This window comes from Microcoleus sp. T3_D1, assembly GCF_036700405.1.
In the GTDB taxonomy this organism is placed as follows: Bacteria; Cyanobacteriota; Cyanobacteriia; order Cyanobacteriales; family Microcoleaceae; genus Microcoleus.
Window position 1 is genome coordinate 49,872 of sequence record NZ_JAUBOV010000011.1, and the last position, 17,717, is coordinate 67,588.

At 46.0% G+C, this 17,717-nt stretch carries 8 protein-coding genes; 3 read left to right on the forward strand and 5 right to left on the reverse strand.

Annotation, left to right across the window (positions count from 1 at the left end; translation table 11 throughout):
• The first annotated feature begins 10 nt into the window (after positions 1 to 10).
• From QT992_RS07855 to pgsA, 3 genes are all read left to right on the forward strand, one after another.
• Positions 11 to 4,369 carry a hypothetical protein gene (locus QT992_RS07855; protein WP_333376768.1) on the forward strand — a complete coding sequence of 1,453 codons (4,359 nt, stop codon included), beginning with the start codon at positions 11 to 13 and terminating at the stop codon, positions 4,367 to 4,369.
• 319 nt (positions 4,370 to 4,688) lie between these two features.
• Positions 4,689 to 5,354 (forward strand): sugar transferase, encoded by a 666-nt coding sequence (locus tag QT992_RS07860; protein ID WP_333376770.1) that lies wholly within the window; start codon positions 4,689 to 4,691, stop codon positions 5,352 to 5,354.
• 260 nt (positions 5,355 to 5,614) lie between these two features.
• Positions 5,615 to 6,133 carry a CDP-diacylglycerol--glycerol-3-phosphate 3-phosphatidyltransferase gene (gene pgsA / locus QT992_RS07865; protein WP_333376772.1) on the forward strand — a complete coding sequence of 173 codons (519 nt, stop codon included), beginning with the start codon at positions 5,615 to 5,617 and terminating at the stop codon, positions 6,131 to 6,133.
• A gap of 141 nt (positions 6,134 to 6,274) precedes the next feature.
• Here the strand turns inward: pgsA and QT992_RS07870 are convergent, their stop codons facing one another.
• From QT992_RS07870 to QT992_RS07890, 5 genes are all read right to left on the reverse strand, one after another.
• The gene (locus QT992_RS07870; RefSeq protein ID WP_333376774.1) at positions 6,275 to 8,323 is read right to left on the reverse strand and encodes a hypothetical protein; all 2,049 of its coding nucleotides are present in this window, start codon (positions 8,321 to 8,323) and stop codon (positions 6,275 to 6,277) included.
• A 21-nt stretch (positions 8,324 to 8,344) separates the two neighbouring features.
• Positions 8,345 to 11,971: a helicase-related protein gene (locus tag QT992_RS07875; protein WP_333376776.1), complete on the reverse strand. Its 3,627-nt coding sequence runs from the start codon at positions 11,969 to 11,971 to the stop codon at positions 8,345 to 8,347.
• A 414-nt stretch (positions 11,972 to 12,385) separates the two neighbouring features.
• Positions 12,386 to 14,962, reverse strand: coding sequence for a hypothetical protein (locus QT992_RS07880; RefSeq protein WP_333376778.1), 2,577 nt, complete (start codon positions 14,960 to 14,962; stop codon positions 12,386 to 12,388).
• Between the two features lie 206 nt (positions 14,963 to 15,168).
• Complete coding sequence (locus tag QT992_RS07885) at positions 15,169 to 16,914, reverse strand: diflavin flavoprotein (protein WP_333376780.1); 1,746 nt, start codon at positions 16,912 to 16,914, stop codon at positions 15,169 to 15,171.
• Complete coding sequence (locus QT992_RS07890; protein WP_333198641.1) at positions 16,907 to 17,536, reverse strand: hypothetical protein; 630 nt, start codon at positions 17,534 to 17,536, stop codon at positions 16,907 to 16,909. Before QT992_RS07890 ends, QT992_RS07885 begins: the two co-directional genes overlap by 8 nt.
• Positions 17,537 to 17,717 lie beyond the last annotated feature (181 nt).

Below are 17,717 nucleotides of genomic sequence, written 5' to 3' on the forward strand. Positions count from 1 at the left end.
GGTTCCGCCCTTGAATTCTCAGAAGTACAAAATTCAAGCACTGATTGCTGAGATAGACGAGGTACTCAGCAAGCCCGCACCCCGCTTGCCTTGGACGGGTTCGCTCGATACTGTCCACCAGCGCCAACTTTTAGAGCGAGTTCGCGCTTATCTGGTTTCCTCAGACTCAAAGCTAACGGCCCCAAAGGCCCCCGCCCGCCCAAATGTCCGCCCCGAACCAGTTCCAGTACCCAAAGTGCCTCTGCCCGCGCCTCGCCCCTCAGCCGCAGAGCAAATCATGCTTGCCGTAACCGGAGAAATCAGCCACCTGCGTTCCAGCCTGACAGGGCCGCTCCAAGAAGACATAGAAGCTCTGCGGCAAGAGCAGCAAGCTCTAATTCAAGAAATCAAACTGCTAGAAGCAAAACGGCAGCAGCAACAATCCCTAGCTCAACAACAAGCCAACCAACAGCAAATCATTGGTGAATTCTTGCAGGTACTGACTGCCCGCTTGGAAGAAACCTTGACTAGCGATTTCTCCCAAATTCTAAGTTCCCTAGAAAATCAGTTATTGCAAAGCATCTCAGCACCTTACTCTTTGGGCAGTGCGCCTGATGAACAATCGGCTATTGACGTAACACTTAACCCACAAACCTCAGAAGAACCCCCGCTGCTGACGCCGGCTCAGAGGTTGGAGCAAATGCAACTGTTCCAATCTCATGCTGACAGTCTGCTGATGAGTCTCGATTCTAGGATGGCTATCGTGTTCCAGGCTTTGCAAGCAAATCTGCAAGGCTATGAAGCTTCCTTGAGACAAGAACTCGAAAATATGTACGGTTTGAGCCAGCAGAGCGAGGCGATGTTCGCGGCTTTGGTCAACCACTTGGCCTCACAGTTGGGGCGAGAAGCGTCTTCCTACGTTCAACAGCCGATCGATTTAGCAAATAATCTCGAAACCGTCACCCCAACCGCAGCCGATCGATCTTCTGTCGCTCCCGCCCCTTCAAATACTGCGATCGAGCACTCAGCCGCAGAGACTCAGACTGGAGACTCGGTGCGGGAAATTCGCACCGGCGAATTCGGAGAAGAAGACAGATTTCCCTACGCCGGTACAGAAATTTCTCCGCAATTCAAACAGTTGAGGCGCGACCGCGACCGCATTCAAGCCCCAATTTTGCTCCCGGAATTGGAAGATAATTTGTTCGGTTATGCACCCGAAACATCTCCAAATGCAACTGGGTTTGCTGAGGGTGAATCGGAGAATAGCTTAACAGAAACGGGCGAAGATATTGAGGATTTGTATGCAAGTTTGTTCGCGGAAGAAGCGGTTCCTGAAGTAGAATTACAAATCGAAATTTCCCCCGTAGAAAATACTGTAATTGAGCCCCAAAGTGAAGGTGTAGAATATCAAGCGGCGACGGATCAGAAAACTGCCGACTCGCTAAACATGACCGAAGATTTGTTTGTAAATCTGCTGGATGAAGGCGAATCTCTGGAAGAGATTTTAGTAGATGAAGAGTCAAACTTTGTAATGGGGAATTCTGTAGAGTCTCTAACTTTAGATAGTGCCGATTTATTTGAACCGCAAGGGACAACAGTACCTCAAGTTTCAGAAGCACCAGCCTCAAATGCTGAGCTGCAACTTGACGCGGACGATCGAGAAAATATAGAAACGGGTCACAACCAAGGCGAGCAGTTCGGCGCTACAGTCCCTCAATCAGCAGCTTTGCCGTTGAGAACGTCTGCAGAAATTACCCCAACCCCCCCCAGTGCCGGGTCCCGTGTGCCGAGTGCCGGTGACGTTCAAACGGGCGAGTTCGACTCATCCTCGCAGGGGCTCGATGATGGGTACATCCAAGCTTCGCCGGACGAAGATTTGCTGCCAGTCGAGGAGTTAGAAGATGACCTCGATCGAGCTCTAAATTTGGACAACAATACTCTGGAACTTTTGGAGGCAGACCTCTACAATCTGGAGGGATTGGAAAATACTAGCTTCGGGCGATCGAATTTCTCAGCCGCTAACAGCTTGGATTTATCGGCGAGTTCCTCCGAAGGCAGTGCAACAAATCCCTTTGCGGAGGTGGCAGAGGAAGAACTCGGCACGCTGGAGGATTTGTTCTCCGATGAGTTGGAACTCTCCTCTGATGATGAACCCTTTGTTTTGGAAGACGAACTTGAGGATGATTTGTTTGCTGAGGAAGACGACTCGAATTTGACGCTAGACGAGATTTTGGCTAGTTTGACTGAGACCGATCGACCTTTGACTGATTCTCCCCCTCCAGAAACTGCCGAAACTAACGAACGGCGATCGAGTCCTCCAGAAAGTCAAAAAAAAAACCTAATTTCGACAGAGAGTAAAGCAGCAGTTGTTGAGGGGAAAACCGATTTTAGCGAGTTTGCCGAAACACAGCAGCAAGACTCGGCTGGACATTCTGCAGCAGGTGCGATCGCCCCATCCCGACAACGCCGGAATTCTAGCTGGTATTTAGGCATTGATTTTGGTTCCACCGGCCTGTCTGCGACTTTGGTCGATCGCACCAGCGGCCAGTTGCACCCGATTTACTGGGAAGCATCGCAGGCTGAGGCTTGGGCAGCAGACGCCAGTTGTCGGATTCCCTCGGCTGCGGTGTTGGCCCAAACAGCCCCAGGTAGCCCGGGGTCAGAGGTGACAGTCAAGTCGGTGGGATTCCGACCCCAGGCTTTGTCTGCTGGAGAATTTTTACTGGAAAATTTAAAATTGCCTTTAAAGGTGGGCATTCCTTATCAGCGGGAGGCTGCTGGGATGTACGAACCGCTGTTGCAGTGGTCGCCTTTGCAGGCTTTTTCGATCGCCTTGCCGCTGCAAGGTGTGCGGGCGCTGCTGGCTACTTTGAATCCGAGTTTGCGGGGACAAAAATTTGCCGAATCGGGGGAAATTTTGGATTCTGCACCAAGGGCGAATTTTGCAGGATTGCCAGTTTCTAATTTAATTTGTAGGGCTTCGGGACTGACGCCAGAAACTCTCGATGCGGCGCTTTTAGACTTGCAGGGTGTAATTTTGGGGACTCCGGCCGGCGGGTCGGATGTTTATCGGTTTAATCTGCGGGAGGCGGTTTTGGGCGCGTCTCTGGTGGCTTCATGTTCGCAAATTTTTGTGGTGGAAGATGCGATCGCCACTTTGCTTGCTGCTGTAACTCCTGTGAAAAATAACATGGAAGTCGAGTCGTCAGCCGTGGATTCTGCTAAGGACGGTGAAGAAGCTGCACCGCTGAGTGTGAATGCTTCGTCTTTTAGCGGGGGAACTTTGATTTTGAATGCGGGGGCGGCGACGGTGGAATTAGCTTTAGTTGAGTTGCCGTCTAATCTTCAAGATTTAACTCGTGCTGATTTTACTTGCCACAGTTTTGATGCGGCTGGCGATGCTTTCGATCAGGATATTATCTGTCAGTTGTTGGCTAAAAATGAAACTTGGGGAATGTCGATCGATTTGCCACGTCCTGGCCATCCAGATTTGCCGAGTCGCTATCAATTGCAGCAGCAGTTACAAGGTTCTGCTTTTGGCCTGCAATTGTTAGAGGCGGCAAGGCAAATAAAAGTTGTTTTGCAACATCAAAAAAGTTTTGCTTTGGATATTGGTCAGCAGCATTGGGATGTGAAGCGCAAAGATTTGGAAAGTCTGGTTTTAGTGCCTTTTGTGCAGCAGTTGAATCGTGAATTGAATGCTTTGCTCAGCCGCGCGGGAATGTCGCCGGCGGGGATTAATCAGGCGATTTGTGCGGGGGGTATGGGTGCTTGGCCTGCGATCGCCCGCTGGTTGCGGCAGAAGCTGCCGAATGCGATCGTGGTTCAAGACCAGGAATTGCAGGGCGATCGAGATATTTTTGAGATTGACAATTCTGGATTAAATTCTGTATCTCAAAGTACAAATTTCCCCCAAAAAATTGGTCGAGTTGCCTGCGGGTTAGCGAGTTTGGCTCTCTATCCTCAAATTTTGGGTGTGTCGCAGCAGCAGTACAGCGACTTTTTTCTGCTGTGGGAATTAATGCAGGTTTTGGGTGAGGAAACTCTGAGCTTTCAGGAAATTTTGCAGTTGTTGGAGGGCCAAGGCGTGAATACCCGCACCTGCGAACCCCGGATTCTGCGGATTTTGGAAGGAAATTTGCCGGCGGGACTTGTGCCTGCGGAGGAAGATTTCATGCTGCTGGCCGAGGAGTCGAGGCAAAATCCTGATTGGGAAGAAATTTGGGCTGAGCCGCTTTTCTTTGAAGATGTCTCGCGGGGTTATCGGTTGAATCTGGAACACGCCTCTGTTATTCGCGAATATTTAGGCAAACTCGCCTCTAGCAGCCAGCAAAAATTGTTAGAGCCGCTAACACTTGCTTGGGATGTTCGCACCGATATTTATCGCTAAAGGGCAAAAAACCCGGTTTCTCAGTAGCACCCTCCCTGTCTTCCGGGAAGAGTCCTAGTCGAAACCAGGTTTTTTTGCGTCCAGGACTAACTTTTTTCTGTAAATTTACGTAAGTTTACATAAAGTAAATACGTTTTTAGAAGAAATACACAGAAACTTTATAAAAGTGTGAGTGCTTTTTAAAGATTGTGCAAAGCTCCGCTTTTGAGGTTATGCAGATTTGGCGAGACTAATAAGATGGACGTGAGATGTCGTTAAAGTTGAGACAAATCATATGAAATTTCCGATGGGTGCCTCGTCGAAATCCTCATTATCAGAAATGCTGTCCTTATTTTTTCAAGAATTTACTTACAACGTCTGTGTATCAAAACAACAGCCTCACCGATCCGTAACGAGCAAGGTAAAACGGTCGATCGATATTTTGGGCTCGCTGCTGGGACTGGCAATTGCTGCAGTGGTGGCGGTGCCGGTGGCAGTGGCGATGCTGTTGGACAATCCGGGCCCGCTGCTGTACAGTCAAGTCCGCTGCAGCTTCAAAGGGCGACATTTCAGAATGTGGAAATTTCGATCGATGGTTGTCGATGCAGAAAAGCTCAAACATTTAGTTAGCAACCAAGCCAAGGGTCACATTTTTAAGAATGAAAATGACCCGCGAATTACCCGCGTCGGCCGCTTCTTGCGGAGCACGAGTTTGGACGAGTTGCCTCAATTCTGGAACGTGTTAGTTGGCGACATGAGTTTGGTGGGAACTAGACCGCCAACTCCCGATGAGGTTGCTGCCTATGAGGAGTTCCACTGGCAACGTTTAAATGTCAAACCTGGGCTGACTGGGGAGTGGCAAGTCCACGGACGGTCTGGAGTTAAAGACTTTAACGATATTGTGCAGATGGATCTCGACTATCAGGGCAAGTGGTCTGTTGTCTACGACATCACTCTGATTTGCAAAACAATTGGGGTGGTCTTCAGTAAAAACGGTGCGTGTTAATAGACTTGGTGTTTTGGGTCGTCTGTTTGTTGTAAGCTGCAATTCCATGAATATAGAGCTAAAATCTGTTTTTCTAAAAGTTAAACAGCTACAAAAAAATGTTAAATTAAGGGCAATCTTTTTACAAGGTTGCCCTTAAGTTTTTTCCTCTGCCTTCTTGCTTTGTTCTACAGCCGTTTTTAACAAGTGAGGTACTCGCCACTTAATTACCAATTATCAATTACCAATCTGTACCTGACTCACTTGAGAATTGCTATATTATGAATTTGCCTAATTTGATTACTTTTTCTCGCTTACTGGGAGTGCCTTTTCTGCTCTACGGTTTGTACGACCCAAGCGCGCAAAGCCGCTGGATTTGCACGGCAATTTTTGTGGTAGCTGCGGCTACTGATTGGCTGGACGGCTATTTGGCTAGGAAGTTGAATCAAATTACCGATTTGGGTAAGTTTCTCGACCCTTTGGTGGATAAATTGTTGGTGCTCGCGCCGCTTTTAGTGTTGATTGAGTTGGGTCGAGTCCCGGCTTGGGGAGTGTTTTTGATTTTTGGTCGGGAGTTGACAATTGCGGGGTGGCGTGTTAATAAAACTACGATTTCGGGAGCTAATATTTGGGGGAAGTTGAAGACGGTAAGTCAGATTGGGGCGATCGCACTTTTAATTGCTCCTCTGTCTGAAACGTGGGATTTTCCCGCATTAATTGCTTTTTGGGTTTCTGTGGCTTTAACTTTGATTTCTGGCGCTATTTATCTGTGGCCGGAAAAGACTGCTGAGGACAAGTAAATCGGTTTTTAAGCCGCAGATGAGCGCGGATTAACCCAGATACAAACTTCGAGGCCAGCGAACGCCTCAATAGACCTGTTTTTGAATTTGCCAACGGTATTGATCGGCTCAATCCCAACCACGGTTGCTCAAAACCAAAGCTTAATCCAAACGACTATCCCACAGGCCGATAAACTGGTCACTCTTAACAACAGAAGCTAAATCCGGCCAGAGGGTTTTTTCGACTCCCTCCATGTTAGTACCAATTTCACCGCCGTAAAGCAAGATGCGGCTAAGAGCGTTGTTAAAGAGGCGACAGACGACTTCTGGTAGGTGCAAGCATCCAGCACAAGCTCCGCCTAGCCTTTCTTCGCAGTCGGGGTCGAACATACAGTCTCCCCGCTCTTGTAGAAGACTCTTGAAGGCCTGGTCTAAACGCTGCTCGAAGAAGGTTTTCAGTCCTCCCAGTGAAAACTCTTGAAGGCGATTGACAAAGATGATGGTTTGGTTGAGGCTTAGCAGGAGATGCTCAGAAATAGCCGTTTCACCAAAGCTACTTTGGTCTGCGATCGCTTTAATTAAAAGATGATTAGCGCTGTGTAGAGCCGAACCAACCAGCCAGGGAATCAGAAAAGCTGGAGAAAGGCGATCTTCAAAGGCAGGGCCGCTGCGACTGGTGATTTCGCTTTGATGTTGTAGAAGCCAAAATGTAGGCTCGGCAATAGTAGCCGGATCAGGAGCTAGATTGTTAGCATGAAGCCATTTAACAATCCGTTTAGCATCAAATTGAAAGAAAAGTGCTTCAGTTTTGAGCTTGTAGATGGGCATAGGAATCCAATTTCCTTTGGGTGCTTCACCAGCCAAATCAAAATGATTCTTGTCAAAAGCCCACAGGACAGCAGCTTCAGGCTTATGAGAGAGGCGAGTGTATCCATAGGCAAGATGCAAGACAGGCAAATCTTGAAGGATCGTGACCTGGCTAATACCTAGACTTTTACGCATTAAAGACCCGGCGGCTGAGAGATTAATATGGAAAGGAGAGTCTATGTTACTGAGGCGCTTGACAGCATCATCGAGGCTTTCACGCTGCAAATCCATGAGAACAGCACGATCGCTCAGTTGCTCTCGAAGGGTGCCAGCATTTTTTTGAGCTGATGTTAGATTTTCTTTGCGATCGCGAGTTTCTCTTTCTGCCTGAGCATCTCCTAGAAGTTGCAATGCGTTATTTTCGGAAAAACGCGCTAGAGCTTTCCTTAATTCCGCCACAACTGTGCCACCCGCATCCCTTTCCTGAACATTATGATTTATTGCTAAAAATTCTTTTATTTTCTCCTCCGAAAAATTCATTAGTTTTAAAGTCTCGATAGTTTGCTCTAACTTCTTTTGGTCGGCTTCAGTCCCTTTTCCTAATACGCGAATAATCTCTGTCAGTTGAGACAGATTTTCGCCTTGAAAATTGAAGTATTCTAGATGTATTGCTAGAAGAGTATGGAGAGAATCTGGTAACGCTATAAACTTCTCAACATTAGAAGTTGGGTTAACCCTAGAAATGGAATGAACTACCTGAAGCTTGTTATCAGAAATAGTGGTAAGACGCATCATCGGATTGGGAGAATTCCCGGTAGCAGATTCTATTGCGTGAAAAACTTCTGTGCGTTTCATAATGGATTGTGGGGAAAGAGGGCGAACAATTGGAGCTGCATGAGTGCAGCCACTAACTTTACACCGCCAACGCGGATAAACACCCCTTTCTTTAACTAAATAGTCATAACTGTGTTGAGAGCAGGGAGTGGGGTATAACTGGAGCATCGTGCCATCAGCATGGGCAAAAACAAACGGAATTTCATTGAGAGTTGGATGCTTACACTGATGACAGGGAGCATCGGGATCGCTGTTCCCCTGATCCTTGTAGCGAATAGCTCCGCAGTTAGCGCACTCTCTGGCTTTCAACCGGCGACCATTAACCGATTTAGTGAGTACAGGAACAAACTCTGCTGTGTGCCGACGGAAAGCTTCCATTTGAGCATCTAAATGCTTCCAGCGAGTGAGTTCTTGACGTACAGCTTCCTCTACATCTTTACTGAGGTCAACTACCCTGCGGGCAAAATGACGATTAACTTCAATAGTTCCGAAAGGAATTGTCACCACACTTCCTGGCTCAACGCTGTGTAATACTTTACCTTTAGAAAAGGTGCGCGATTGTTTACTCATGTCTTCTCCAATTTAAAGTGATTAGTATCCATTAATTTCAATGCCTGCATCGACATCTCGAAGAGACAACAGCAAGCGGAAATTATGAGCGATATCATCTTTTGTCAGACCGCTTGTGACATCCTTGCGTTCATTGGGGTCTTGTACGATGCGATCGATCTGAGACACAAAAGCATCTTCTACTAAATCGAGCGGTGTCTCAAAAACCTGTCCTTCCGGCAACTCGTCAGGATTAATAGTTGTGCGAATTTTGGCGATAATAGCTTTCAAGTCGATGGGCGAGCGCCCTTGTCCTGTGCCATAAATTAGCTCCCGCAATTTGTCAATCTTGTCCAGTTGTGCTAAGTCGCTCACCTGATTCCCTGGTCGAGCTACAGGGCCATCTATGTGAAGTAACCGACCTAACAGCAAACCAAAAGCAGTTCGGTAGAGAGCATTATGTGCAAAACGGTCAATGGGGACAGCTTCTACCATCTGATCCAAATATTCATGAGTTTTCACAAAATAGTCAAAAATTGCCCGTTCGCGAGTGCGTTGAGGACGAAACAAGATAAACACTAATCCAGGCACAGTACGTCCTGCACGACTCGATGCCTGAATGTATTCAGCGGTTGTGTTAGGCCAGCCGTAAAATAGCATCAAATTCAGCCTGTCAATATCAACACCGTGAGAAATTAGGCTGGTGGCAACCACATCTGATAACCGCTCTGAGTCGCTCAAATTGGGGTTGAGCTGAGATGTCTCCATCTGCTTTAAAACTTCTTTAACTACTTCAATTCCGTCATCCCCTGTCAGGGTAATTGCCTCTGGCAGCATAGCATTAGCTTTGTTTTCCCCAAACTCTTCTCGAAGGCCTGCTTTTACTTGTTCATTAATGGAGCGTCGAATATCAGAGCCATCATTTTTGGAGTTGACGTAGGTACAACAAAGGTCATGCTCGTCAACCAGTTGCAGGAAAGTATCATCAGTTAAATTTCCCAATCCATACTCTACTTTGAACTTAGTAGGATTGCTGCGAATAATCTCTAACTCAGTCCGAAGCGCTTGAATCAGAGCCATTGCTGCATCCAGTGGATTAGCAGCAGTGGGACGAAGACCAACAAAGCCTCTTGTCACATATTTGCTATGAGCGTTGGCGTAGAAACTGCGGCCCTGAGCAGGCCCGCGCACTGGAAATTGAGAAAGTTCTCGCCAATAAAGATGTCTTGTCTGTTGTTCTGCTCCCTCAATCGTAGCAGTAGCAGCCAAAACTTTCGGACGTATCGCTCCCCGCTCTTGGTGAATGGCATCGATGAGAGCTTCATAATGGCCGTCAAATGTACCCAGTTCCTCGCGGAGTAAGTGCAGTTCATCTTGAAAAACTAGAGGAATGCCGGGGTCAACGGGTGCCGTGGGTAGAGGTTTAAGCTGTCTGCGAGTACATCCACCAACTGAGTCCTGCTTGTGGCAAGTATTGTTAGCAACAAAGCCATGTACCGAGCAAGTATCGGATACAGCCCCAAATAAAGTGCGACTCGCTGGACGGAAAGTGATGTTTGCAATTTTGTCGAGAGTTCCTACTAATAAAGTTGGCAATTGGCTGTAGATATCCTCATCAACGATATAGAGTGGAATTTCACGACCGCAAGCGCCATTGGGTAAAGGTTGATTGAGGGGGCCACAACGATGCCGGAGTTCATTGGTAGCTCTATCAATAAAAGTGTGGACTTCTTCTAGTCCGCAGTAAGGACAGCGCATCACCATCCTGTATTGCTGGATTGATTCAGGAACGTAGTGTCCGACATCAGCTAAAGTCAGATACTTAGGAACTTTTCCCAGTTCGGCCTGCATTTTTTCGCGAGCCTGTCGCAGTGCCGAATTCTGAACCTCATCAGGAACGGATTTTAGAGAATTAGGGCTGTTAGCTCGACCCCCGTAATAACCTACTGTAAATTCAGGGGTTTTTGCTAAGTTTTGTTGCTTCTTTCTAACTTCATCGGCAGCGACTAGCGTATCCAGAAAACGCTGAAGCTGTTGGTAAGTTAGTAACCGCAAAGGATACCGCAACCAAGCAACCAGACCCCAATCTCGACCGCGCAGGCGATCGAAAAAGGCTTGAGTCAATATAATTCCCATAACCGCCTCAGATTTACCACCACCTGTGGGGAAGTGAACTACGGCGGCATGATTAATTTGGGCTAGGGGATTGTTAGCAAAGTCTTGAGGCCATTGTCGTGCTGCTAGTGCCGCTAAATTGGAAACAATGTAGACAATCTGAAAGGGTCGCCAGTTTTCATAAGCAGACTTGCCCCGATTTCTACGCTTTTCGTCGATGTCGGCAAACGTCTGGTTCATCAGGTTAAAAGCTTGTCGAAGCATCGCGTAGCACGGCTCCTCCAGAACTTTAATTCCTAACTCAAAGCGTTCTATTTCTTGTTTGAAATTGTCCAAATCTTGCTGAGCTTGTGAGTTATATTCTGTTCCCCCAGTCTGCGGATGCTGTTGCTCAATCAAGGTTTGCCAGCTATCTCGGTAATCCCCCATCCTTTGACAAATAGTTTTGAGTACCAGAAGGTCGGCGTCACCCGCTGCCGTTGCTAAATCCTTAAAACGGGCTTGAATTCCAGCCGTGTAAAGTCTCTTTTGCCAATAAATGGGGAGAAACTCAGTCCAGATACGAACTCTATCCTGAGTTTGTTCAAGTTCAACTCCTGGTGTACAGTTAATTCCCTGCGCGGGCACCGTAGAGTCAACTTGATAAGATATCTGAAAGCGAGATAGTTCTACAGGCTGCCACATTACTCGGGGCAAATTAATTTCTAGGTAAGCCCCAAATAAACCTGTATCTCTAGGATCGTCAAAGCCACTACTCTGTTCGCTTTTGTTTCTCAGAAATAGGCGGATTCGGGTCTGTTTACCCATAACTCGCTTTTGGACTTCTACGGTAACTTTAAATTCTATCGGAGCAACTTGCCCAGGCTGAATTTCCGTATCATGAGAGGGATTGTCATTCTTTTTAGTCTTCTTTTGGTGGATAATCCTTTGACGCAGTTCAGCCTGAAATTCCTTAGAATTTTCCTTAGCCAGGGTAACTTCTTTTTCGGTCAAATCATCAATAGTTCGATTAAGTCCAAATAACCAAGCGAGGGGGTCGTTTTTATGCGCCTCTATTACCTTTTTGATCTGAAGTTCAATATCCTGATTGAGTTGCAAAAGGGAAGGGCATAGTTCTGTAACTAAGTCTTGAATATTTGAAGTGATGGCAGCACAGATATCAAAACGTTGCCACATAGGGCGCAGTGATTTCTCGGTAACTTTGATTTTAGGCAGGAAAACACTAAAGCGAACTTTCAATTCAATAGGTAACTGTTGTTTTTCCCAATCCGGTGCTAAGTTAATAGCTAAACCGCAGTTGCTAGGACGAAAATTATTCTGTTGCTGACTGCTTGATGGCGCAGTGGCAAGAGGTGATTGCGGCGAGAGATATGCGGTCGGCATTAAACGTCGCGGCTCAGTGGAACCTTGAATTGAGCTTCGGTGCTCCGATGTTCCCGTCACATGACCCCGTATGCGCCTGTAAAAGCTCTCAATAAATTGCAAATGTTCTTCTTGTCTCGGAGAGTCAGATACATTCAACCCCTGGTCAGTTAGGATAGATTCCGGTTCCATCACTTACTCCTGTATGGTCTTTATACAGCTTACCTTGGAAAACATTATAGGGTTTATTGATTTTTAAGTCAAGCCAGTCTCTTCACGAATTATACGCACAGCGCTGTTTTTTGTCTATGTGCTACACAAACGCCTATTAGGGCAAGAGCCACCCCACAGTTTACTGTCAAGGGGTGACTTTGGTAAAAGCCAGTGAATTTCCTGCTGTTTCGTGGGTTTTAGGGGCGATCGCCCCTGCTCTTTTCCTCATGTTAGCGTCCCACGGTCTTTAGGTATAGTGTAGTGTGCGCCTAGCAGGTGTGGTAAAAGGAAATGGTTGGTAAGTTTTTCTGGTGTAGCGAAGTGAGGTTAGAGTTCTGTGGTGGTAGCCCAAGAGCCGAGCGATCGCAGATTTGGCAAAAGACATTTTATGCCCTAAAAAAGGCGCTTAATAGGATATTCAGGCACTTGGGAAATTAGTTGAGGTGGTGACTGTACCGTTAGTATCTGCATGGCATCTTTCAATTCACCCACGGTAATAAAAACTTGCTGATATCGAAAGACAATTTCATCTAATTTTCGATCTTTCCATCCTTCTTGAGCGCAAGCAGAGATCACCTGACCGAGTTGTCTACGCTTAACCCTTAATTCATTAGCCTGTTGCCAAAACTCTTCAAAACCAGAACGAGCTAGTGGCGGTATAAACCAAAAGAAATGCTCTTTCTCACGGGGGAGGCTAAGAAGGTCATCACCGCTCATCCAGTTATACTCAATTGTTTCTTGACTAATATCTAGACCTGTATCAATCGAGAGTTCTCGACGAACTGTTTGTAAATCTGAGTTTTTTACGTGCTGCTTCAGTATTGCACGCCAAGCGTCTAAATGTATGCGATAGAGGTAGTTAACTTTGGTATCCTCAAGCAAACCCGCTTTCTGAGCGAATAACTCATCTCGGTTCATGCCATCAAACAATACAACCTTTGTCCCAGCAGCAATATCTCTGATAGCAACAACCAGAGCTTGTCTACCCGATAATACTAAGAACTCGCATCCCGGTGCTACCCTGATTTTTAATCCTCGCTCAAACTTTACTAGATAATGAGATTCTAAATTTCTCGCAATATCTCCGTTCAATTCCGCATCAAAATCTGTTCCAACCAAAGAATTAAAATTTTCCTCAAGTTTCGCTAAATTAATTCTCTTAGACAGTATTAATTTACCGGCCTCAATTATCTTAACCTTTGGTTGGTGGAGGCTAAAGCTATAACATCCTACCTCCTCTTTTTCAGTTAGCTTGCGCCAAGTTTTGCGATGCCATTCTCTAGCATCTACCTCTAAATTGCTCCACCAACGTTCGGCACGTTCAGCCAATACCGACCACAGCAACACATCTATTTTTCTGAAGAAAGTCGTTTGCAAGATGTCACGGTGACAAGCCTTGGGCTGACCTATAACGATCAACTTTTCTCCGCCTAAACCCCGAACCTGGCTGATTGGTAAAATTTGAGGAGTTGATGAACTACTGCGATTTCCCATTAAAAATTGTTCTAAGGCGTTGGCTAATTCTGCATTTTCAACAGCTACAATAGTTCCTTCATCGGCAGATTTAAGGATTTGAATGAATGGATTAGCTTTAAGTTTCTGTAGCCTCAGCGCCAGAGAGGAGAGGAGATTATATAAAATTTTTGCTTGGGAATCTTTAGATTTGTTAACAGCAGAATTGAGTTGCGTAAGTGCGCCTTCAATAAACTGGGCCCAGAGCAGATAAAAAGGTAAGACAGGAGCTGCGAGATGTCGCCATATTTTCCAACCTGTACCCCAAACACCACGACAGTGAGGCTGTTTGGCTAAATCTAGCAGTAAATTTGATGATTCTTGAAAAAGCTCCGCAATTTTTTCTTCATCTTCTGTATCAAAGTTAAAAGTTTTAATTGTTACCTGTGTTTCATTGAGAGATTGGCGTTTTCTTTCAAGTAGCAAATAGCTTTCCTCTATAGGATGAAGCTGTTCCCTGTTTTTAGCAGAAATACCCAGCTCGGCGGGATAAGAGCGCAGAGCGAAGAAGTCGATAGGCCAAAGAAGAATTCCCTGTGAACTATTGGTTTCATGGTACTCAATATCTTGCAGAGTCCAAGGAGGAACAATACCTACCATAGGGATTCGTTTTTGCCGACAAAGGCTAGCCAAGCCAAAGGCTTGGCTTCCATAGGCAGAGGGAGATGGATAAGTGCGTCCTGATGGATCGTCAATGACAACTAGAGAGCAATTTTTAGAGGTCTTCAATAAGTCAACGGCTTCAGAGAGTGATCGCGCCATAAAGACTCTCAGATGTTTACTTTTGAATGATTCATCAAACTTATGGAGAGGTAAACAAGCAATTCGCTTATTTAGATTGCGTTTAGTATATTCATTATCTATCAGGTTAAATGCTTTAGTTGTTCTCAAATGCGATATTTTACCATGATCCTTCGGTCTAATCCAAATAGCAAAGTCCTTTGCTGCCTCTGCATGATGAGTCCGATAAATATCTCTTTCTTCCCTAAGCAAATGAGCCCAATATGTGACTGCTAAGATTCCTAAAGAAATAGGAGAAACTGGAAAGCTAATAAAAATTTGAGCTCCTTTATCAATGCTCATGGCAGTCAAATAAACTAAGTCTTTCTCTAGCCTATGAATTTGGATAGAGTGCTTGTTCATTTTTAAACATCCTAGTATAGGGTCTAATACTGATAGCGTCTTTCCCCAAGGAAAGGCAGATCGGAGAATGTCTCCCCATGCTTTTATTCCCCGAATGTTATGTATCTCTCTCTGCTCAAAGGGAGTTAGACATTCTTTTGCTGAACTGTCACTCACGCAGCCTGATGATTTATCTCCCGATAGTTCTTGCGGTACTGTTCTCCGATCTAAAATTTTTTGAAAAGTATCTTTCCACGATGGATTCGCTGCTACTAGCTTCGTGTAGTCTAGCCCAAACATTATTTTGCAAAGTTCTTCTGGCGAGTGTTCTGGCATTGAGTTTATTTTGTTTAACCCATTATTCTTTGTTAATAAAGCACTTACAGCACCTTTCAGGTAAGTGAAGCACAAATAAACCAGTTTCTGTAGGGGCGGTGTCTATGAGTGCCAACTATAATTCCGGGTTTCGGATCTATACTCGATAACCTGCAATCTGCTGTATTTGTTGTACGGACACGGCATTGCCGTGTCCTAGCCGTAGCTTAATAATGACTCCCAGATTTCCGATAGTGCACCGCTGTCACGCCGTCATTTTTCAGCAAATGACCGTTTTCAACCGCTGCATAAACTACCCAGTGATCGCCGCATTCCATCCGACTTATCACTTCGCATTCCAGATAAGCTAGAGCCTCAGTCAAAACCGGACAGCCGTTGCTAGCTTCCATTGTTTCGACTCCCGCAAATCTGTCTTCTCCGGGAGCAAAGTTTTTCATGAAATACTTCCGCAACTGTCGCCCTTCGGCTAAGATATTCAGCACAAATTTATCTCCGGCGTACATCAAAGCTTCGATCGCTCGATCTTTCGCCACCGCAATCGTCACACCGGGCGGATTAAACGTTGCTTGCGACACCCACGAAGCCAGCATCGCACTGGCTACCTCTCCCCGCTTCGCCGAGAGTACGCACAGCGAACCAACCAATCTCCCTACTGCTTGTTCAGTGCGATCGCTCCCTGCTACTAACTGCGGTTTCGGTGCCCGCAATTTTTGCGATCGAATCAAAGCTTGAGCAAAATCCGTTCCCGCTTCTTTGCACTCGTGAATTGTCGCCGCCGTCGGCTTAAATTTGGCTCGAATCGGCTCAAATCCAATTCGATAGCCGGCATCTTTCAGCTTATTTTCCACTAAGTCGATCGCTTCTCCACTCCAGCCAAAAGAACCGAAAACCCCGGCTAATTTGCTCTTAGTTGCGGTAGATAAAACAATTCCCAAAGCAGTTTGAATTTGCGTCGGAGCGTGTCCTGCTAGCGTGGGAGTTCCGATGATAAATCCCGCGCATTTCTCGATCGCCTCTTGAATTTCTCCCGGTTCGGCAAATTCGCAGTTGATAGTTTCCACCGCAACTCCGGCTTTCGTAATTCCTTTGGCGATCGCCTGGGCTAAAGTAGCCGTATTTCCGTAAGCAGAAGCATAAATCAAAGCAACTGTCAAGTCTTTTGAATTTTGTTGCTGGCTCCATTCCCGATACAAATTGCTCAGTTCATTAAGGCCGTAACGGACGATCGGGCCGTGACCGGGAGCATAAAATGCTGCTGGTAAATCGGCGAATTTATCCATTGCAGTCAGCACTTGTTTTGCCTGAGATGCGTGCAGGGAATCGTAATAATAGCGCCGGTCTTCGCTGTAAACGCTCCACCCTTCATCGAATACTTGGTCGCCGCAAACGTGAGCTCCAAATAGTTTGTCAGTGAACACAATTCGAGTTTGCGGATCGTAGGTGCAAAGTTGATCGGGCCAGCGAGGAGTCGGAGTCGCGATGAATTTTAAGGCGTGACCTTTTCCTAAGTTGAGAGTTTCTTCTCCCCGAACGATCATAATGTTTAATTCTCGATCGGGAAAAGCGGCGCGCAAACTAATTGCGGCGGGATTCGTGCAAACCAAAGCTAGTTGAGGAGCTAATTCTAACAGAGCTTTAATTGTTACTGACCTGTTAGCATTGAAATGCCCCAAAATTATGTAATCCAGCTTGGTCAAGTCCACCCGTTGCTGTAAAAAATCGATGTAATTTTGAGTAAAAGATTCCCCCGGCGGATCGAACAAAGCAGTTTTGTCAGCTTGAATAATATAGCTATTGGCTGTCGTACCCTTTTGCAGCGAATACTCGACTTCAAATTTTAGTCTATCCCAAGTGCGCGATCGCAGAATAAATGTATCAAGTGCGATCGGGATAAACTGCACATCGCGGGGTTTGGCATCCGATGCGAGTCTAGGAGTCAAAGTGTTAGTCATTAATTGCACCTATGAGAAACTGAACTACAGAACTTCTTTTGATTTCGTGCCAAAACTTGGTATCTACAATGTCAAACTTTGCACCTCTACCCTGTAAATTGGTATCCAGGTCAGTCAGAAATTTCCTGGTTTTCAAATCATCCCCAATTTGGATAAAGCTCACTCCAATTTCTTCATCTTTATCTATTTTATTGGCCGCACTTACAATTATTTCGGCAACAGCAGCGGTATTTTCTGGTTTTTGATCGAGAACTGCAACAATTATTGCTCCGTTCTTCCCTTTGGGATTTGGTTTGCTTGCGAAATAATCGCTAAAAGTTGCTTTCAGAGCTTCTTCCAAATTAATTTCAGTGGGTTTTGCTGAAGCCGGTTCCGTATTTTGTCGTTGCAAAATTTCAGCTAACCGGGCAACATTGGAATTTTTATACTCCCACATCGGAGTAGAAGCTTCATAAAGGGTGATGCCGTCGCTGTCAAATTCCTGACATTTTTTTGCTAAGTCAATCAGAGATGCCTGTGCTTCTACCCACTCCTCGTACCAAGGATGGTGAGGGTCTCTGCTGGCATCGCTTCTGGCAATAATAATTGTGTAATCTCGGTCTTCTAAAAGATTGGCAGGCATTGGCAATTCCCCTCGTTAAAATGGAGTCTAAATGACAACGGTTTGCCCGGTTTGCTGCTGGTGGCGCACCCAACACCCAGAAACCCCGTAAGGTGCGCCACAAGCACCCAACGTTGAGAGTTTGTGCGTAGCCAATTGCGTCCTGGACTCTAATTGTAGGGTGCGTCAGTAGATAATCGAT